This window comes from Neorhizobium sp. T7_12 (assembly GCF_002968535.1).
In the GTDB taxonomy this organism is placed as follows: Bacteria; Pseudomonadota; Alphaproteobacteria; order Rhizobiales; family Rhizobiaceae; genus Neorhizobium; species Neorhizobium tomejilense.
In genome coordinates this window covers 60,766-78,479 of the sequence record NZ_PVBK01000019.1, presented here as the reverse complement: position 1 = coordinate 78,479, position 17,714 = coordinate 60,766, and the positions used below count along the sequence as shown (strand labels likewise).

Sequence of the window (17,714 nt, the reverse complement as noted above, 5' to 3'; positions counted from 1 at the left end):
TCTTTCTTTACCTCAGAGCGCTTCCGCGCCCGAAATGATTTCGATAAGTTCCTTGGTGATCTGTGCCTGGCGCTGACGGTTGTAGGAGAGCGTCAGCTTGTTGATCATGTCACCGGCATTGCGCGTCGCGTTGTCCATTGCGGACATCTGCGCGCCATAGAAGGAAGCGTTGTTTTCGAGCAGAGCCCGGAAGATCTGGACTGCGACGTTCTTCGGCAGCAGGTCTTCGAGGATTTCCTCTTCGCTCGGCTCGTATTCGTAGAGCGCCGAGGAGGCATCAGCAGCCTGCGTCGCATCGAACTTGGCCGGGATGATCTGCGAGGCGGTCGCCACCTGCGAGATCACCGACTGGAAGCGTGCGTAGAACAGCGTCGCGATGTCGAATTCGCCGGCATTGTAGAGCGCGAGCACCTTGTGTGCCACCTCGTCGGCCTGGGCGAAACCGAGCTGCTTGATTTCGCGGAACGTCACGTAGTCGACGATGTTGTCCTTGAACGTGCGGCGCAGGATGTCGTTGCCCTTGCGGCCGACGGTGATGATCTTCACCGTCTTGCCCTGGGCAAGCAGCTTCAGCGCGTGATCGCGGGCGAGACGGATGATCGAGGAGTTGAAGCCCCCGGCCAGACCGCGTTCGCCAGTCGCGACGATCAGCAGATGAACCTGATCCTTGCCCGTGCCCGAAAGCAGGAGCGGCGCTTCCGCATTGCCGGCATTGGCGGCCGAAAGGCCGGCCAGCACCTTGGTCATGCGTTCCGCGTAGGGACGAGCGGCCTCGGCCGCCTCCTGAGCACGGCGCAGCTTCGCCGCGGCGACCATTTTCATCGCCTTGGTGATCTTCTGCGTCGCCTTGACGGAGGCGATCCGGTTTTTCAGATCCTTAAGTGAAGGCATCCGTTATCGGTCCTCGAGCTTGATCTGTTCTCAGGCGAAAGACTTGGCGTAGCTGTCGAGAGACGCCTTCAGCTTCGCACGCGTGTCGTCGGAAAGCTGCTTCTCGGTGCGGATCGCATCGAGGATAGCCTTGCCTTCGGAACGAAGGTACGAGAGGAAGCCCTGCTCGAATTTGCCGACCTGGGCGACCGAGATCTTGTCGAGGTAGCCGTTGACGCCGGCGAAGATCACCGCGACCTGCTCTTCCGTCTTCAGCGGCGAGAACTGCGGCTGCTTCAGGAGTTCCGTCAGGCGTGCACCACGGTTCAAAAGGCGCTGCGTCGAGGCGTCGAGGTCGGAACCGAACTGGGCGAAGGCGGCCATTTCGCGATACTGGGCGAGTTCGCCCTTGATCGAGCCGGCAACCTGCTTCATCGCCTTGACCTGCGCGGCCGAGCCGACGCGGGAAACCGACAGACCGACGTTAACGGCCGGACGGATGCCCTGGTAGAACAGGTCGGTTTCAAGGAAGATCTGGCCGTCGGTGATCGAGATCACGTTGGTCGGAATGAAGGCCGAAACGTCGTTACCCTGGGTTTCGATGACCGGCAGAGCCGTCAGCGAACCATTGCCGCGCTCGTCGGACAGCTTTGCAGCGCGCTCGAGAAGGCGGGAATGCAGATAGAAGACGTCACCCGGATAGGCTTCGCGGCCCGGCGGGCGGCGCAGCAGAAGCGACATCTGACGATAGGCGACGGCCTGCTTGGAAAGGTCGTCGTAGCCGATCAGGGCATGCATGCCGTTATCGCGGAAGTATTCGCCCATGGCGCAGCCGGCGAACGGTGCGAGATACTGCATCGGAGCCGGATCGGAAGCCGTCGCGGCAACGATGATCGAGTACGGCAGAGCGCCGCGCTCTTCGAGGACCTTCACGAACTGGGCAACCGTCGAGCGCTTCTGGCCGATAGCGACGTAGACGCAGAACAGCTTTTCCGAGTCCGGACCGTTGTCGTGAATGGCCTTCTGGTTGAGGATCGTGTCGAGAATGATCGCGGTCTTGCCGGTCTGGCGGTCGCCGATGACCAGCTCGCGCTGGCCGCGGCCGACCGGGATGAGCGCGTCGATGGCCTTGAGGCCGGTCGACATCGGCTCATGAACCGACTTGCGCGGAATGATGCCCGGAGCCTTGACGTCGACGCGCGAACGGCGGGTCGCATTGATCGGGCCCTTGCCGTCGATCGGGTTGCCGAGCGCGTCGACGACGCGGCCGAGCAGTTCCGGACCAACCGGAACGTCGACGATGGCGCCGGTCCGCTTGACGATGTCGCCTTCCTTGATCGCACGGTCGGAACCGAAGATGACGACGCCGACATTGTCGGCTTCGAGGTTCAGCGCCATACCACGGATGCCGCCCGGGAATTCGACCATCTCACCGGCCTGGACGTTGTCCAGACCGTAGACGCGGGCAATGCCGTCGCCAACGGACAGAACCTGTCCGACTTCGGAAACCTCAGCCTCCTGGCCGAAGTTCTTGATCTGGTCTTTCAGAATTGCGGAAATTTCCGCGGCGCGGATATCCATCAGCCAACCTCTTTCAGTGCAAGCTTAAGGGTGGAAAGTTTGGTGCGAAGGGAAGTATCGATCTGACGAGAACCGACCTTGACGATCAGGCCGCCGAGGATCGACGGGTCGATGGTCACGGCGATTGCCACGTCCTTGCCGGTTACGCCCTTCAGCGCCGACTTGAGTTCGTTTTCCTGCGCCTGGGAAAGCGCATGCGCCGAGGTGACCTCGGCAGTGATTTCACCGCGATGCTCTGCGGCAATCTGGCGGAAGGCGCGGATCATGCCGGGCATCGCGAAAAGACGACGATTGCCGGCGACCACCTTCAGGAAATTGGCGACGAGACCGGAAATGCCAGCTCGCTCGGCAACGGCGAGCACGGCCTTCTGCTGATCTTCGGCGGAAAATACCGGGCTTGCGACCAGGCGTCGCAGGTCTTCACTCTCATCCAGCAGCGCCTGAAAACGATCAAGATCGGCACCGACCTTGTCGATCGAACCAGCCTCGAGGGACAGTTCGAAAAGCGAGGAAGCATAACGCTCCGCTACACCGGAAATAAGCTGGGACGTGTCAGCCACGGGCACAGTTTCCCTGTATTGCCATCCAAGCGCCAGACCCTACGGGAGAGGTGAAGCAAGAGCTTGAAATCGTTTGATTTTTTCTCAGAACCTGCAGAGCTTGCGCCCTACCCTTTCCGACTTTCGCGGTCCGTCTAGCATAGGCTGTAAGGACTCGCAACACGCCTGATAACGGAAAAAGCCGGACACGCAAGGGCTGAGAGCGATTTTATACCGGAAGCGGAAGGATTTTCGGCAGGCAACCGCCTGCAATCTTCGAATTATGCGTCAGATATAGCCGAAGACATAGGCGAGCGGCCCGCCGGCAAGCGCAACCTGAAGTAGGGAAAATGCTGTATTTCTGGGGGTGAGGCCTCGATCCAGGGCACAGGACAGCAGCCGCCCCAGAGCGGCAAATCCGAGCGCAATGCCAAGCGTCATGTAGATCCAGTCCTGGGCCAGCATGATCGCCGCCAGACCGAAGCCCAGATGATGGGCGCCGGCGGAGCGGACCGCGGCATAACCTTCCGGCCGCACCTCGCCGATCTGGAATGCGGTCAGGCGCAGGACGACGGCGGGAAACAGGAAGACGAGGAGACCGAGCGCAGCCGTTGCCGCCGCACAGACGAAAGCCACCTGCTCGCCGAGTTCAGTGGGAAAATAGAGTTCCATGTCGCCTCCGCCGCGTTGAGATTCGCAAGATATGCCACAACGTATCCTGAGCCGGAAGGGCCGGATGAGCCGGCCATGCAGACACGTCGCGGAGCAAGTGCCATTGAAATTTAACAATTTATCCCTATTATTGGGAAAATACGCCAAGCAGGGATAAAATCACGGGACGAGGCGTCGATTCGATTTATCCCTTTGCCGTCTACTCGGGAAGAAAAAGGGATAATATGTTCGAAATCAGCGTTTTAAGCGGAGAACAATCCCGTCAGATTATCGATACCGAACAAGCCTTTTCGGCATGGAAAGCCGCATCGGCGGAATTGAAAAGCCGGTATTCAGGTTCCATGGCCTTCAAGACCGTCGCTGGCCGCGACTACCTCTACCGCAAGACCGGCACGATATGGAAATCGCTAGGCCCGCGGAATAACGATGCCGAACTAACCCATCAGCGATTCCACCAGGGTCGGGAGCGATTGAGGGAGAGGACTGCCGCGCTCACTCGACGCCTGGACGAACTGGCCGCCGTCAACCGCGCGATGCGGCTCGGGCGTCTCCCGCTGATCGCAGCACGCGTCCTGCGCGCCCTCGGTTCCTCGTCTCTGATGGGCAGCGCCGTCGATGTGGTCGGGACCCATTGCATTTTCGCCTATGAGCGGATGGTGGGTGTGAGGGTGGATAGCCAGCTCGTCGCGACGGGCGATATCGATCTGCTCTTCGACGCCCGCACCAGTCTGAGACTGCTCGGCAAGAGCCTCCCCGAAAACGGCTGGCTCGGCCTTCTGCAGCAGGTGGATCACTCCTTCCACCTCCTCGCGAAAGGCGATTTTCGGGCCGCCAACGACGAGGGTTTTCTGGTCGATCTCATCACACCCACCGGACCGGACCCCATACGGTCGAAGCGCAGGCCCCCCGCCAAGGGCGCAGGCGACCTGACGGCTGTCGAGATCGAAGGGCTCGTCTGGCTGGTCAACAGTCCGAAAGTCGAAATCGTGGTGCTCGATGCACGTGGCTATCCCGTCATCATGTCCGTGCCGGATCCCCGCAGCTTCGCGCTTCATAAACTCTGGGTATCGGAACGGGACGATCGCGATGCGATCAAGAAAAGGCGGGACAGGGACCAGGCCGATCTCGTGGCGCGGCTGCTCGCCGAACATATGCCGCATCTGCGCTTCGATGATCCGGCGCTGCAGGCGCTCCCTTCCGAACTTCGCCAGTTGGCGGCCAGATTTGCGGACAAACCGGAACCGGCTTCGCTGGAACCCGGCTGGTAGCCGACACGGCCGGAAAACAGGGCCATCGCGTAGGCTAGAGAAAACTCTGCGGGTCGATATCGAGCTGGATCTGCACCGAGCCGCGCTGTTTCGGGCCGTTTTCCATCATCGCCCGCAAAAACGCCTGCATGTCGGAATTGCGCCGTCCATGCACCAAAAGCCGGAAGCGATGCCGGCCGCGCACCAGCGCCAGCGGCGCTTCCGCCGGACCGAGCACCGAGATGCCGGTGACCTTTGGCGCGGCGGCCCTGAGGCCTCGCGCATGGGTTTCCGCATCCGCCCGGGTATCGGCGGAGACGATCAGCGAGGCAAGCCGGCCGAACGGCGGCAGGATCGCCTTCTCGCGCTCGGCGATCTCCCGCTCGTAGAAAGCGCCGGCATCGCCGGAAACGATCGCCTGCATCACCGGATGCTGCGGCTGGAAGGTCTGCAGCAGGCCGTGGCTCTTGAGGCCGGTTCGCCCGGCACGCCCCGTCACCTGGGAGAGAAGCTGGAAGGTGCGCTCGGCGGCGCGCGGATCGCCATTCGAAAGCCCGAGATCGGAATCGACGATGCCGACCAGCGTCATTAGCGGAAAGTTGTGGCCCTTGGCGACGAGCTGGGTGCCGATGACGATATCCGCCTCGCCCTTGGCGATCGCCTCCAGCTCCAGCCGCATGCGCTTGACGCCGCCGAGCAGGTCCGACGACATGACGATCGTCCGCGCCTCCGGAAAATGCTTTTCGACCTCCTCGGCAATCCGCTCGACGCCCGGTCCGCAGGCGACGAGGTGGTCGAACGTGCCGCATTCGGGGCAGGCTTCAGGCGTGCGCTCCGAATAGCCGCATTGATGGCACTGGATCTGACTCTTGAACCGGTGCTCCACCAGCCAGCTCGAACATTGCGGGCACTGGAAACGGTGGCCGCAGACGCGGCAGAGCGTCAGCGGCGCATATCCACGCCGGTTGAGGAACAGCAGCGACTGCTCCTTCCGTTCAAGGGTTTTCTTCATGGCCCGCAAAAGCACCGGCGACAGGAAGCCGCCGCGCTCCGGCGGGTGGCGCCGCATGTCGACGAGATGCAGGTCCGGCATCGCTGCGTCGCCGAAACGGGTCGGCAGGTGCACCGTGTTGTAGCGGCCGGCCAGGCCGTTGACCTGGCTCTCCACAGAGGGCGTCGCGGAAACGAGCACGATCGGAAAATCGCCGATCCGGGCCCGCACAACCGCCATGTCGCGGGCATTGTAGAAGACCCGGTCTTCCTGCTTGTAGGCCGGGTCGTGCTCTTCGTCGACGATGATCAGGCCGAGGTCTTCGAAGGGCAGGAACAGCGCCGAGCGCGCGCCGGCCACCACCTTCACCTCGCCGGTCACCACGCCGCGCCAGACCTTTTCGCGCATGCGGGGGGCAAGGTCCGAATGCCACTCGCCGGGCTTGGCGCCGAACCGCTCCTGAAAGCGCTCGAGGAAGCTCGAGGTCAGCGCGATTTCCGGCAGCAGGATCAGCACCTGGCGACCCTGCCTCAAGGTTTCGGCGATCGCCTCGAAATAGACCTCCGTCTTGCCCGAACCGGTGACGCCGTCGATCAGCGAGGCGGAGAACCCGCCGGCCCGGATCGATTCCAGGATGTCCACTGACGCCTGTTTCTGCGGCCCCTCGATGCGCGGGCTGATATAGTCCGGATCGGGCCGCGCGACGACCGGCGGCGGAGGCAGGAAGACAGTCTCGAATATGCCCTGGGCCGTCAGCCCGTCGACGACGCTCATCGAGACGCCGGCGGCATGCGCCAGCCCGCTGCGCGTCCACGGAATCTCCTCCTCGCCGGCGAGATCGAGCACCCGGGCGCGCGCCGGCGTCAGCCGCTCCGGCTGGCCGCCGAGATAGCGCAGGCCTTCGACCATCGGCTCCGGGTCGAGCGCTGCCGGCGCGCGGATCGCCATGCGCGCCACGAGGCCCGGCGGCGACAGCGTATAGCTTGCCACCCAGTCGACGAAATCGCGCATTTCCTTGGAAAGCGGCGGGCAATCGAAGACCAGCGTGATCGGCCTCAGCTTCTTCGGATCGAGCCTGTCGTCGTTCTCACCGTCCCAGACGACGCCGATCAGCTGCCGCGGGCCAACCGGCACCTGCACGACCGAACCGGGCTCCACATGCACCCCTTCCGGCACGGCATAGCTATAGGCGCCCGGCACCGGCAGCGGCACCAGGACCGGCACCACCCTTGCCAATGACGGCGCTTCAAACAGTGAACCGAAGAGATCGGACGAATCTATGCCCATGGGCGGGACCATGCCCAAACGCGGAACAAAAGTGAACCCTAAACAGGATTAGTCATCTTCGTCATCGATGGCGCCGGTCAGCCGCATGCCCTGGATCCAGGTCGCACCATCCTTTCGTATCACCCGCCGCGGCCGCGTGCCGCAACGCTCCTCGACCGCGGCAGCAAGCGGTTCCGAATGGGTAACGATCCAGATCTGGCTGTGGCGAGCGGCCTGGGCGATCATGTCTGCCAGCGGCGCCAGCATATCCGGATGCAGGCTCGCCTCCGGCTCGTTGAGCGCGATCAGCGGCGGCTGGCGATAGGACAACAGCGCCGCAGCGAGCCCCAGGAAGCGGATCTGCCCATCGGAAAGCTCACGCGGCTGAAACACCCGTTTGGGAAAATCCGGGAAGGTCAGGCCGAATTCCGCATATTCGCCGGGCTCAGGCACATGCAGTTTCGCCCCGCCAAGAGCCGCAGCAACGGCGCGGTCGAGTTCCACCGTGTCCCCGCGGGTGTGGACGAGTGTTGCGAACACCGCCGCCATGTTACCGCCGTCCTGATCCAGTAGCGGCGAGGTAACAGCAAGGCAGGGCTGCCGCAGGGCAGAATCCCGATCCGTTCGAAAACCATGGAAGAACCGCCAGCCGTCGATCAATCGCCGAAAAGCGCCGGCTTCCGGATAATGGCCGGCATCGCCGAGCAGCGCGATTGCCGTTTCCGAGGTCATCGCCTTTTCGGGATACTCCTCCATCCGACCGCTTGTCCCGCGCACCATGATCCCAGGCCCGGTGCGTTTTATCATTGTCACGGGCCGCGAACCGGTTTCAACGACAAGCTCCTCCTCCTTCACCTGCGGCTCGAAGGCAAAGCCCGCCGCATCGATAGGCGGACGAAGCCCCGCCTCGACGCGGTAGCGGAACGTCACCGCCCGCTCTTCATCAAGAACCTCGACCTCGAGCTTGATGCGGAAATTCTTCTCTTGCCGGCGCTGGCCGGACCAGAGCGCCGAGGCCATCCCGCCTTCGGCCGCGATCTCATAGGCCAGATTGCCGCGAACCGCCGCCTGCACCAGCTGCAGGGCGCGGTAAAGGTTGGACTTTCCGACACCGTTCTCGCCGATGAACAGGTTAACACCGGCCAGATCCATGCGGATCGAGCGCAGCGAGCGATAATTGGCGGCAAACATCGAGCGAAGCAGCATTTTCCATTCCTAGCCGAACAACGGGATGAAAAAAATGCTGCTCAGGTCAGGCGCAAAGTATGCGTATAACTCTCGCCCGTCAGCGGCTGAAAGCCCATGGCCTGCCAGAAACTGATGGCATCGTCGCTGCCGGCATGGACCGTGACGACCGATGTGCAAGAGCGGGCGTGTTCGAGCAGGTGTTCGGCAAGGCGCCTGCCGATGCCCCTACCTCGGTATTGCCGCGATACATAAAAGCGACGCATCCGCAGCCAGTCGGGCCGCGTTGGCTCGAGCGTCATCCCACCGACGGCGATCAACTGTCCCTGATCATGGGCGCCGAGCAGGCTTTCGCCGCGTCGCTCGAAGCGATTGATTCCGGAAGACCATTCCTCGGCGATCCGGAGGATGTGACTATAACCTTCCTGCCTGGCGACCTCGGCGAGCGGCATGACGCCTCCGGCCAGCGGGTCCCTGAGCGGAGTAATCACCACACTCATGCCTAAGGGAGCGATATCCACGGGACACATCTCTTTCATGCCGCCGAAGCCGTCTGCGATTTCTCGGCAGGCTTGAACATCGCATCGCCATCCGCGGCGAGCTCGAACACCGTGTGCTGTTCCAGCGCCTTGGTGACCTCCGTCATGTCGCCATCAAGCGCGCTCGGCGGGATCATCTGGCCAACGGTGAAATCGAAATGGTCGCCCTTCTTGTTCAGGAGTTCGTAGAACACCGTCATGTCCCGCAGTTCCGTCGACCATTTGGCGAACCAGTAGAACAGGCCGGAATTGCGCGCCCGCATGTGGATCGGCAGGATCGGCAGATTGTATTTGCGGGCGAGACTGACGGCGGACGTTTTCCACGGCCGTTCGTTGAGCTTGCCCTCCGCCCAGTAGGCGATGCGCCCCGAGGGAAACAGCACCATGACCTTGCCGTCCTCGATGGTCTTGTTGGTCAGAACCAGCGTCTCGCGCGCCTTCAGCTTGGTCTTGTATTCCTCCCGCCATTCGACGGGGATGATCATCTCGGAAAAACGGGGATTGACGCGCACCGCGTCACGGTTGGCGAACACCATCATGTCCGGCCGGCGCGACTTCAGGAGGTCGAAGATGGCAACCCCGTCGGCGATACCGGTCGGATGGTTGCTGACGAGAATGAAGCCTCCCTTTTCGGGAATGCGCTCCGCATTGGCGACCGTCACATCCAGCTTCAGGAGGTCGCTCATGTATTCGAAGCACTGGAAACCGCTGAGCGTTGAGATGTCGTTGGCGAACCTGATCGCCCGTCCATAACGCAGCAGCGTGTAGAGAAATGGCCGCATCACCGGCCAGAGCGGATTCTGGACGATCCGCTGGCCGCGCTCGGCAATCAATGTGTCGACGATGTGACCGGGTCTGCCTTGTGAAACGAGGGCGATTGTTTCCGCGAACTGTCCAAAAGTGGTCGTAGAATCACGGCGCGCCATAGAAACTCCCGCAGGCAGGACCTGCTTGGTATGGCAGCCCCGTATGATCGAACGATGACATCGTTACCCACGACTAAGGCGGTCTTAGGGATTTTGTAACGCCGTCCAGAGCAATCTGGGGCGCAACCAATCCAAATTCAACGGGGCCGACAGTGAATGAGCTGCTGATTATCGCCGCACCCGATCTCGTGGAAAAACGTCGCGAATGGCTGGAGAGCCTGGCAAACGAACGCCGGCTGTCGGACAACACGCTCGATGCCTATGAACGCGATACGCGGCAGTTTTTGACGTTTCTGACCCGACATCTGGCAGGTCCGGCGAAAATTTCCGATATCCACACCCTGCGCCCGGCCGACCTGCGTGCTTTCCTGGCTGCGCGCCGCCGAGACGGTTCCGGAGCAAGGTCGCTCGGCCGGCATCTCGCCGGGCTCCGTTCATTTCTTCGTTATCTCGAGCGAAAGGGCCTGGTGAACGCTGCAGCCGCCGGCGCCATCCGGGCGCCGAAGCAGCCGAAATCCCTGCCGAAACCGCTGACCGACCGCCAGGCGCTCAACCTCGTCACGACAGGCGCCCAGCTGCAGGAGGAGCCGTGGATCGCCGCCCGGGATGCGGCCGTGCTGGCCCTGCTCTACGGCTGCGGCCTGCGCATCTCCGAGGCCTTGGGTCTCAGACCAACAGACCTGACGCCGGGCGCGACAACCCTGCGGATCACCGGCAAGGGCGGCAAGACCCGTCTCGTACCGCTGCTGCAGGCCGTGTTCGATGCCGTCGCCACCTATAGGAAACTCTGCCCCTACCATCTGGAAGCCGAAAAGCCGCTGTTTCGCGGCGCCCGCGGCGGGCCGCTGCAGCCGGCGATCATCCAGCGAGAAATGCAGAAACTAAGAAGCGCCTTCGGGCTGCCGGAGACGGCAACCCCGCATGCGCTGCGGCATTCCTTCGCCACCCATCTGCTCGCCGGCGGCGGCGATCTGCGCACCATTCAGGAACTGCTCGGCCATGCCAGCCTTTCAACGACCCAGGTCTATACCGGCGTCGATTCCTCAAGGCTGCTGGAAGTTTACGACCGCGCTCACCCCCGTGCTTAGCCCCTAAATCTGCCTGAACGAAGTTTTAACCAACTGCGTTAAGCGCTTGTGCAGCCGCCATCGCTAACATGTCGGCAACTTTCAGACGGATGACATGATGACTCCCGCCTTTGCCTCCTCCACCGGCGCTTTGATCAAGCGCGCCCAAGGTTTCGTGCTGTGGCTGATCGCGGCTGCCCACGTCGTGGCGCTTGCCTCTTTGCTTCTCGTGCTCGGCTCACTGTCCCCGGCACGGGCGGAAACGCCCGCCTGCGACGGCCGGAACCTCCTCGAAGAGATGAAGGCCGAGAAGTCGGCGCTCTACGAGCAGATCGTCACTGAAGCCGCCAAGGTGCCGAACGGCAAGGGCATTTTCTGGAAGATCGAGAAGGACGGGCTTCAACCCTCCTATCTGCTCGGCACCATGCATGTGTCCGATCCGCGGGTTCTGAAAATGCCGTTCGGCGCCGCCGAAGCCCATTCCAAGGCGAAAACGATCATCATCGAATCCGACGAGGTCATTGACGAGAAGAAGGCGATGGCCAAGATGCTGGCCAAACCGGAACTGATGATGCTGACGGACGGAAGCACGATCGATTCGCTGTTGCCGAAGGACGATGTCACGCTGCTCGAAACCGGCCTGAAGGCCCGCGGAGTGCCGCTCTCGGCCGTCTCGCGCATGCGGCCATGGATGCTAATGGCGCTCGTTTCCGTGCCGGCCTGCGAGCTTGCCCGCAAGGCCCAGAACGTCGCCTTCCTCGACAAGAAGATCGCCGAACAGGCAACGGCCGAGGGCAAGCCCGTCAAGGGCCTGGAAACGCTCGAAGAGCAGGCAGCGGCACTGAATGCCATCCCGATCGATCTGCACCTCAAGTCGCTGATCGAAACCATCAAGCTCGGCAAGCGCGTCGACGATGTCTTCGAGACGCTGACGGAAGTCTATCTTTCCGGCGAGATCGGCCTTGCCATGCCGATGCTGAAAGCCGTGGCACCTGATGGCACCGAGGACGAGGCCGGTTATGGCGACTTCGAAAACCTGGTGGTCAGCAAACGCAACCATGTGATGGCCGATCGGGCAGCCCCGATCCTCGATCAGGGCGGTGCCTTCATGGCCGTCGGCGCTCTTCACCTGCCGGGCGAGGAAGGCCTTGTCGAACTCTTCCGGAAGAAGGGCTTCAAGGTGACGGCGGTCAATTGACGCCGCCCATCCTTCATCGACCACTCGTCATCCGCTTCAGCACATCGGTCTTCCAGTAGAACTGATGCACCAGCACGCCGCCGATATGGGCGACGATCAACGCCCACATCAAAAGTTTCAGCGGTCCCGAATGGACGAAGCCGGCTGTCGTGTTGGCGAAGAACCAGGCGCCGATGCCGGCGAACGGCATGGCGACAAAGAGCGCGTAAAAAGCCCAGTGGCTGATCTTCGCCACCACCCGCAGGAACGGCGGCTCCTGCCTCGGCTCCGGCGGCACGCCCTGCACCAGCCGCAGACAGAGCCGGATCAGGCCGAGAACCAGCACGCTGATACCGACATAGGCGTGGATGTTGGCCGCACTCACCTGTTCCGGCGTCAGCGCCTGGCCGCGGAACATCAGCCGCGCGGCAGTCTCCATCGCATCGGCGAAAAGCAGGTTGAAGAGGATCAGCGCCGCCATCAGCCAATGCAGGATACGCTGCGGCAAGGTGAACGAGAGAGCCATTTCTCGGCCTTTTCAGAACGTTGGAACAATGGCATCCAGTCTATGGCCGTTTCCCGGAGGCTCAAGCGAAAGCGGCAAGCCTGTCCAAGATTTAATCCTGGAATTGACCAATCGTAATTCCGGGGCGGTGTGTTCGGCTGGTAGCGATGACCACTATCGTCCGCTGCGAACAATTGCGCCGAAGGCGCTGATCGGTGTAAAAATTCCGGCCGTTTGATCTTGGAGGAGATGCAACATGGATCGATTTACCGGCGGTTGCCTGTGCGGCAACGTGCGATTTGTGGCGTCGGGACTGCCGTACCGGGTCGGCCTCTGTCACTGTCTCGACTGCCGCAAGCACCATGGAGCGCTTTTCCACGCTTCCGCGATATTTCCGCAGGATGCGGTGACGGTCGATGGTGAGACACGCGAGTACGCCGGGCGGTTTTTCTGTCCCCGCTGTGGTTCCTCGGTTTTCGCACGCACCGCGGACGAGATCGAAGTCAACCTCGGATCCCTGGACACCCCCGACCAGCTGACGCCAACCTACGAAAGCTGGATCATCCGCCGCGAGTCCTGGTTGCCGCCGTTTCCGCTCACCAGGCGATACGAGCGCGATCGCGACGCCACGGGCCGCTTCGAGGGATAGGGAGCGCGCACAGCGAAAAGGGCGGGACAATGTCCCACCCTTCCTGATCGAACCCGCATGAAAGCGCTGGACGCGCTCACATATGGATCGGCTTGAAGAAGGTCGCGAGCGCGGCTTCCTTGACCGCTTCCGACATGGTCGGATGGGCATGGCAGGTGCGGCCGAGGTCTTCCGACGAACCACCGAATTCCATCAGCACGGCGATCTCGTGGATCATTTCGCCGGCGCCGAAACCGACGATATGGCCGCCGAGAACCCGGTCGGTATCCTTGTCGGCGAGGATCTTCACGAAGCCGTCCGTCGCCAGCATCGCGCGGGCGCGGCCGTTGGCGGTGAACGGGAACTTGCCGACCTTGTAGGCGACGCCCGCAGCCTTCAGCTCTTCCTCAGTCTTGCCGACGGAGGCCACTTCCGGCTGGGTGTAGACGACGCCGGGGATGACGTCGTAGTTCACATGGCCATGCTGGCCGGCGATGATCTCGGCGATCGCAACGCCTTCGTCTTCCGCCTTGTGGGCGAGCATCGGGCCGCGAACGACGTCGCCGATCGCGTAGATGCCTTCGACATTGGTCTTGAAGTGGCCGTCGATCTCGACGCGGCCGCGGTTGTCGAGCTTGACGCCCGCTTCTTCCAGACCGAGACCCGCCGTATAGGGCTTGCGGCCGGTGGCGATCAGCACGACGTCGGCTTCGAGCGTCTGGGCGTCGCCGCCCTTGACCGGCTCATAGGTGACCTTGGCGCCATTGGCGGTCTTTTCGACACCGGTGACCTTGGCATCCGTACGGATGTCCATGCCCTGCTTCGCCATCATGCGCTGGAACTGCTTGGAAACGTCGCCGTCCATGCCGCCGAGCAGCTTGTCGAGATATTCGACGACGGTCACCTTGGCGCCGAGGCGCGACCAGACCGAACCGAGCTCCATGCCGATGACGCCGCCGCCGACCACGATCAGGTGCGCCGGCACCTTTTCGAGTGCGATGCCGCCGGTGGACGAGATGATCACCTTCTCGTCGATCTCGACATTGACGCCAGGAATGCCGGCAACGTCGGAGCCAGTGGCGATGACGATGTTCTTGGCTTCGAGTTCCTGGACCTTGCCGTCGTCGCCGGCCACGGAGACCTTACCGGCGGAAACGATCTTACCGGTGCCGATGAAGCCGTCGATCTTGTTCTTCTTGAACAGGAAGGAGACGCCGTCGACGTTCGACTTAACGGTCGCGTCCTTGTGGGCCATCATCTTTTCAAGATTGAGTTTCGGAGCCGAGACCTCGACGCCGAGCGCATCCATGCCATGGGCGGCGTGGGCGAACATTTCGGAAGCGTGCAGCAGTGCCTTGGAAGGGATACAGCCGATGTTGAGGCAGGTCCCGCCATAGGTGGCACGCTTTTCCACGACCGCGACCTTGAGGCCGAGCTGGGCAGCCTTCACCGCGCAGACGTAACCGCCGGGGCCGCTTCCGATGACGACGAGATCATATGCCATAGTACTTTTTCCTTCTCTTCATCTCTTAGCGCCCGCCGCTCACGTCGAGTATGGCGCCGGTTACATAGGAGGCCGCTGGCGACAGAAAATAGAGGACGGCATCCGCCACCTCTTCCGCCCTGCCCGGCCGTTGCATGGGAACGCTGGGCGCCATGTCGCGCGCCCGGTCCGGCAAGCCGCCGGACGCGTGGATGTCCGTGTCGATAATGCCCGGGCGGATCGCGTTGACGCGCACGCCTTCGGTCGCAACTTCGCGCGCCAGGCCGATGGTCAGCGTGTCGATCGCCGCCTTCGAAGCGGCGTAATCGACATATTGCCCCGGAGAACCAAGCTTGGCGGCCATGGACGAGATATTGACGATCGCGCCACCCTTGCCGCCATGTCTCGTCGACATGCGGCGCACCGCTTCCCCGGCGCAGAGGATCGAACCGGTGACATTGATCCGCATCATCCGCTCGATGCGTTCCGCACTCATCTCGTCGATGCGCTGCGGCATGTCGACGATCCCGGCATTATTGACCAGCCCGTCCAGGCGCCCGAAATGTCGGTCGATCGCCTCAAACATCGCGACGATCTCGGCGGCATTGCCGACATCCGCCCGGACCGCGATCGCCTCGCCGCCGGCCGTCTCGATTTCCGAAACCACCTTTTCGGCAGCCTCCTGATTGGAGGCGTAGTTCATCGCCACCCGCCAGCCACGGCTGGCGGCTAGGAGCGAGACCGCCGCACCGATGCCGCGGCTTCCGCCGGTCACCAGGAGAACAGGGTTTTCGCTCATGCCTTGCATTCCTTGAACTCGTACAGGTCCCAGGGAACCTGTTTCAGGCCGCTCTTGCCCCACAGCGTCGAATGGCGGACCGCCGGGCCGAAGCCCGGCATCAGGATCGCGTCCGGCGCCTGGGTATTCGCGGCGCCCAATATGTCGATATGGCCGGTCGCCACATCAAGGGCATAGGGCACGCCGGTCCAGACGGTGCAGGCCCGAAGTTCCGCGCCTGTCGCATCGCCCTGCGGGCAGTTGTTCGTCACCATGCCGCCGGGACGCTTGGACTCGTCGTCATACATGATGTTGCCGTCGAGTTTCAGCTTGCCCCCGGTGATCGTGAAGAGATGGCTGACCACTGCCGCATCCGAACCGACCGGCTTGAACGCAAGCACGGTCCCAGCAGTCGCCTCGACGAACACCGCCTTCTCGATCGCGCACCGTTCGGCAGCCATGGCGATCCCCGGCACCAGGCAGAATATCGGAATCCATGTTTTCAAGGATGCGATCATGGCGTCACCGGAAGAGCGCGATGGTCATGGCGAGAAGCCCAATCAGGCTCACCGTCCAGACGAGGGACCGGATATAGGGCACGCCGCCCATGTAGAGCGGGATATAGACGACCCGGGAGACCAGCCAGATCCAGCCGCCGATCAGCCCCCAGCCGGACGCGTCATCTCCCGCAAAGGCAACGCCGAGCAGCAGGCCGACGAACGCCGGATAGGTCTCCTGGAAATTCTTCGAGGCGCGTTCGGCGCGCCCCGCGAACCGGCCCCTCGGCGCCAGTCCCTGGTCCCGCGGGCCGGCGTTCCATTCACTACCAAGCTCGCGGGTGGAGAGCGTGCCCTGCAGCAGAATGTGGAACACCAGAAGGACAACGCTCAAGGCCAGCAGCGTCATGTATGGCGTTGCGGTAACCCCGAGCGTTTCCATGGGTCCATTCCCGTCTTAGAGATCGAGAACCAGGCGTTCCGGATCCTCCAGGCTTTCCTTGACGCGCACGAGGAAGGTCACGGCTTCCTTGCCGTCCACCATGCGGTGGTCGTAGGAGAGCGCGAGATACATCATCGGGCGGATGACGATCTGGCCGCCGACGACGACCGGGCGGTCCTGGATCTTGTGCATGCCGAGAATGCCGGACTGCGGAGCGTTGAGGATCGGCGAGGACATCAGCGAGCCGTAGACGCCGCCGTTGGAGATGGTGAACGTGCCGCCCTGCATGTCTGCCATGGAGAGCTGTCCGTCGCGGGCGAGCTTGCCAAGGCGGCCGATATCCTTCTCGATTTCGGCGATGGACATCTGATCGGCATTGCGCACGACCGGAACCACGAGGCCCTTGTCGGTGCCGACGGCGACGCCGACATGGCAATACTGCTTGTAGATGATGTCGGTACCGTCGATCTCGGCGTTGACGGCCGGCAGTTCCTTCAGCGCGTGGGTCACGGCCTTGGTGAAGAAGCCCATGAAGCCCAGCTTGACGCCATGCTTCTTCTCGAACACGTCCTTGTAGCGGTTGCGCAGGTCCATGACCGCTTTCATGTCCACCTCGTTATAGGTGGTCAGCATGGCGGCGGTGTTCTGCGCGTCCTTGAGGCGGCGGGCGATCGTCTGGCGCAGGCGCGTCATCTTCACGCGCTCTTCGCGGGATGCGTCGTCGGCCGAGGAAACCGGACGCGGTGCCGCCGGAGCAGCAGGCGCCTGGGCCGGAGCGGAAATGCCCTTGGCGACGGCGGCGATCACGTCGCCCTTCAGAACCTGGCCACGCTTGCCCGAACCATCGATATCGGCAGTCGAGATGTTGTTGTCCGCAGCGATCTTTGCGGCAGCCGGAGCCGGCGGCATCGAGGTGGCAGCAGCAGAGGCGCTGGCGGCGGCAGCGACCGGAGCCGGAGCAGCCGGTTCGGCAGCCTTGGCCGGTGCGGCTTCAGCAGGCTTTGCAGCCGGAGCGGCGGTCGCGGTGCCGGCAGCAGCTGCATCGATCTGGCCGAGCAGGGCGCCGAGGCCGACGGTCTCACCGTTTGCGGCGACGATTTCGGTGAGAACGCCAGCGGCCGGCGACGGAACTTCTACGGTCACCTTGTCCGTTTCGAGCTCGAGGAGCGGCTCGTCGGCCTTGACCGTGTCGCCGACCTTCTTGAACCAGGTGCCGACGGTTGCCTCGCTGACGGATTCTCCGAGGGTTGGGACGCGGATTTCGGTGGCCATGATCTGTTTCCGTGTTTGTCAGGTTGTGTCTGTGAAAAGTGGAGAAGCG

Annotated in this window: 18 protein-coding genes; 4 read left to right on the top strand and 14 right to left on the bottom strand. The window is 62.7% G+C overall.

Going from position 1 to position 17,714, the window contains the following annotated elements; all coding sequences use genetic code 11:
* Positions 1 to 12: 12 nt before the first annotated feature.
* The 4 genes from C5J26_RS27190 to C5J26_RS27175 all read right to left on the bottom strand — a co-directional run bounded on the left by C5J26_RS27190 (position 13) and on the right by C5J26_RS27175 (position 3,662).
* Entirely contained in the window at positions 13 to 891 is an 879-nt protein-coding gene (locus tag C5J26_RS27190; protein WP_038590766.1) for a F0F1 ATP synthase subunit gamma, read from the bottom strand.
* A 30-nt stretch (positions 892 to 921) separates the two neighbouring features.
* Positions 922 to 2,451: a F0F1 ATP synthase subunit alpha gene (atpA, locus tag C5J26_RS27185; protein ID WP_105404598.1), complete on the bottom strand. Its 1,530-nt coding sequence runs from the start codon at positions 2,449 to 2,451 to the stop codon at positions 922 to 924.
* Positions 2,451 to 3,017, bottom strand: a complete 567-nt coding sequence (locus tag C5J26_RS27180; protein WP_080955209.1) for a F0F1 ATP synthase subunit delta — start codon at positions 3,015 to 3,017, stop codon at positions 2,451 to 2,453. Before C5J26_RS27180 ends, atpA begins: the two co-directional genes overlap by 1 nt.
* 261 nt (positions 3,018 to 3,278) lie before the next feature.
* A complete protein-coding gene (locus C5J26_RS27175; RefSeq protein ID WP_105404597.1) occupies positions 3,279 to 3,662 on the bottom strand; it encodes a DUF4345 domain-containing protein in 384 nt (127 codons plus the stop codon).
* Between the two features lie 341 nt (positions 3,663 to 4,003).
* Here C5J26_RS27175 and C5J26_RS27170 point away from each other — a divergent pair, with 341 nt between their 5' ends.
* Positions 4,004 to 4,930: a nucleotidyltransferase domain-containing protein gene (locus C5J26_RS27170; RefSeq protein WP_245441293.1), complete on the top strand. Its 927-nt coding sequence runs from the start codon at positions 4,004 to 4,006 to the stop codon at positions 4,928 to 4,930.
* Between the two features lie 34 nt (positions 4,931 to 4,964).
* On the opposite strand, the gene C5J26_RS27165 is transcribed toward C5J26_RS27170, so the two are convergent.
* Genes C5J26_RS27165 through C5J26_RS27150 form a run of 4 tightly spaced genes read right to left on the bottom strand, consistent with a single transcriptional unit; the run spans position 4,965 to position 9,816 of the window.
* The gene (locus tag C5J26_RS27165; RefSeq protein ID WP_105404595.1) at positions 4,965 to 7,187 is read right to left on the bottom strand and encodes a primosomal protein N'; all 2,223 of its coding nucleotides are present in this window, start codon (positions 7,185 to 7,187) and stop codon (positions 4,965 to 4,967) included.
* A gap of 48 nt (positions 7,188 to 7,235) precedes the next feature.
* On the bottom strand, positions 7,236 to 8,372 hold the full coding sequence (locus tag C5J26_RS27160; RefSeq protein WP_105404594.1) for an AAA family ATPase: 1,137 nt from the start codon (positions 8,370 to 8,372) through the stop codon (positions 7,236 to 7,238).
* Positions 8,373 to 8,413: 41 nt separating this feature from the next.
* Positions 8,414 to 8,851 (bottom strand): GNAT family N-acetyltransferase, encoded by a 438-nt coding sequence (locus C5J26_RS27155; RefSeq protein WP_105404593.1) that lies wholly within the window; start codon positions 8,849 to 8,851, stop codon positions 8,414 to 8,416.
* 35 nt (positions 8,852 to 8,886) lie between these two features.
* Entirely contained in the window at positions 8,887 to 9,816 is a 930-nt protein-coding gene (locus C5J26_RS27150; protein WP_105404592.1) for a GNAT family N-acetyltransferase, read from the bottom strand.
* A gap of 152 nt (positions 9,817 to 9,968) precedes the next feature.
* Here C5J26_RS27150 and C5J26_RS27145 point away from each other — a divergent pair, with 152 nt between their 5' ends.
* Both C5J26_RS27145 and C5J26_RS27140 read left to right on the top strand, forming a co-directional pair.
* A complete protein-coding gene (locus C5J26_RS27145) occupies positions 9,969 to 10,904 on the top strand; it encodes a tyrosine recombinase XerC (protein WP_046605268.1) in 936 nt (311 codons plus the stop codon).
* A 97-nt stretch (positions 10,905 to 11,001) separates the two neighbouring features.
* Positions 11,002 to 12,081, top strand: coding sequence for a TraB/GumN family protein (locus C5J26_RS27140; protein ID WP_105404591.1), 1,080 nt, complete (start codon positions 11,002 to 11,004; stop codon positions 12,079 to 12,081).
* A 13-nt stretch (positions 12,082 to 12,094) separates the two neighbouring features.
* Here the strand turns inward: C5J26_RS27140 and C5J26_RS27135 are convergent, their stop codons facing one another.
* On the bottom strand, positions 12,095 to 12,586 hold the full coding sequence (locus tag C5J26_RS27135) for a cytochrome b (protein ID WP_105404590.1): 492 nt from the start codon (positions 12,584 to 12,586) through the stop codon (positions 12,095 to 12,097).
* A gap of 235 nt (positions 12,587 to 12,821) precedes the next feature.
* Here C5J26_RS27135 and C5J26_RS27130 point away from each other — a divergent pair, with 235 nt between their 5' ends.
* Positions 12,822 to 13,214, top strand: a complete 393-nt coding sequence (locus C5J26_RS27130; protein WP_105404589.1) for a GFA family protein — start codon at positions 12,822 to 12,824, stop codon at positions 13,212 to 13,214.
* Positions 13,215 to 13,290: 76 nt separating this feature from the next.
* Here the strand turns inward: C5J26_RS27130 and lpdA are convergent, their stop codons facing one another.
* The 5 genes from lpdA to odhB form a co-directional block, all read right to left on the bottom strand.
* Positions 13,291 to 14,697, bottom strand: coding sequence for a dihydrolipoyl dehydrogenase (gene lpdA / locus C5J26_RS27125; RefSeq protein ID WP_105404588.1), 1,407 nt, complete (start codon positions 14,695 to 14,697; stop codon positions 13,291 to 13,293).
* A 25-nt stretch (positions 14,698 to 14,722) separates the two neighbouring features.
* Positions 14,723 to 15,475, bottom strand: a complete 753-nt coding sequence (locus C5J26_RS27120; RefSeq protein WP_105404626.1) for an SDR family oxidoreductase — start codon at positions 15,473 to 15,475, stop codon at positions 14,723 to 14,725.
* Positions 15,472 to 15,915: a hypothetical protein gene (locus tag C5J26_RS27115; RefSeq protein ID WP_172746107.1), complete on the bottom strand. Its 444-nt coding sequence runs from the start codon at positions 15,913 to 15,915 to the stop codon at positions 15,472 to 15,474. The genes C5J26_RS27120 and C5J26_RS27115 overlap by 4 nt, the downstream gene beginning before the upstream one ends.
* Before the next feature lie 61 nt (positions 15,916 to 15,976).
* Positions 15,977 to 16,393: an MAPEG family protein gene (locus tag C5J26_RS27110; protein ID WP_105404586.1), complete on the bottom strand. Its 417-nt coding sequence runs from the start codon at positions 16,391 to 16,393 to the stop codon at positions 15,977 to 15,979.
* Between the two features lie 15 nt (positions 16,394 to 16,408).
* Positions 16,409 to 17,665, bottom strand: coding sequence for a 2-oxoglutarate dehydrogenase complex dihydrolipoyllysine-residue succinyltransferase (gene odhB / locus C5J26_RS27105; protein ID WP_105404585.1), 1,257 nt, complete (start codon positions 17,663 to 17,665; stop codon positions 16,409 to 16,411).
* Positions 17,666 to 17,714 lie beyond the last annotated feature (49 nt).

Bases quoted from the DNA above. Each gene is read 5' to 3' on its own strand.
- C5J26_RS27110 (WP_105404586.1), bottom strand. From the start codon at position 16,393: ATGGAAACGCTCGGGGTTACCGCAACGCCATACATGACGCTGCTGGCC.
- C5J26_RS27155 (WP_105404593.1), bottom strand. From the start codon at position 8,851: ATGAGTGTGGTGATTACTCCGCTCAGGGACCCGCTGGCCGGAGGCGTC.
- C5J26_RS27170 (WP_245441293.1), top strand. From the start codon at position 4,004: ATGGCCTTCAAGACCGTCGCTGGCCGCGACTACCTCTACCGCAAGACC.
- C5J26_RS27135 (WP_105404590.1), bottom strand. From the start codon at position 12,586: ATGGCTCTCTCGTTCACCTTGCCGCAGCGTATCCTGCATTGGCTGATG.
- C5J26_RS27160 (WP_105404594.1), bottom strand. From the start codon at position 8,372: ATGCTGCTTCGCTCGATGTTTGCCGCCAATTATCGCTCGCTGCGCTCG.
- C5J26_RS27120 (WP_105404626.1), bottom strand. From the start codon at position 15,475: ATGAGCGAAAACCCTGTTCTCCTGGTGACCGGCGGAAGCCGCGGCATC.
- C5J26_RS27150 (WP_105404592.1), bottom strand. From the start codon at position 9,816: ATGGCGCGCCGTGATTCTACGACCACTTTTGGACAGTTCGCGGAAACA.
- odhB (WP_105404585.1), bottom strand. From the start codon at position 17,665: ATGGCCACCGAAATCCGCGTCCCAACCCTCGGAGAATCCGTCAGCGAG.
- C5J26_RS27115 (WP_172746107.1), bottom strand. From the start codon at position 15,915: ATGGCTGCCGAACGGTGCGCGATCGAGAAGGCGGTGTTCGTCGAGGCG.
- C5J26_RS27130 (WP_105404589.1), top strand. From the start codon at position 12,822: ATGGATCGATTTACCGGCGGTTGCCTGTGCGGCAACGTGCGATTTGTG.
- C5J26_RS27175 (WP_105404597.1), bottom strand. From the start codon at position 3,662: ATGGAACTCTATTTTCCCACTGAACTCGGCGAGCAGGTGGCTTTCGTC.
- C5J26_RS27190 (WP_038590766.1), bottom strand. From the start codon at position 891: ATGCCTTCACTTAAGGATCTGAAAAACCGGATCGCCTCCGTCAAGGCG.
- lpdA (WP_105404588.1), bottom strand. From the start codon at position 14,697: ATGGCATATGATCTCGTCGTCATCGGAAGCGGCCCCGGCGGTTACGTC.
- C5J26_RS27165 (WP_105404595.1), bottom strand. From the start codon at position 7,187: ATGGGCATAGATTCGTCCGATCTCTTCGGTTCACTGTTTGAAGCGCCG.
- atpA (WP_105404598.1), bottom strand. From the start codon at position 2,451: ATGGATATCCGCGCCGCGGAAATTTCCGCAATTCTGAAAGACCAGATC.
- C5J26_RS27140 (WP_105404591.1), top strand. From the start codon at position 11,002: ATGACTCCCGCCTTTGCCTCCTCCACCGGCGCTTTGATCAAGCGCGCC.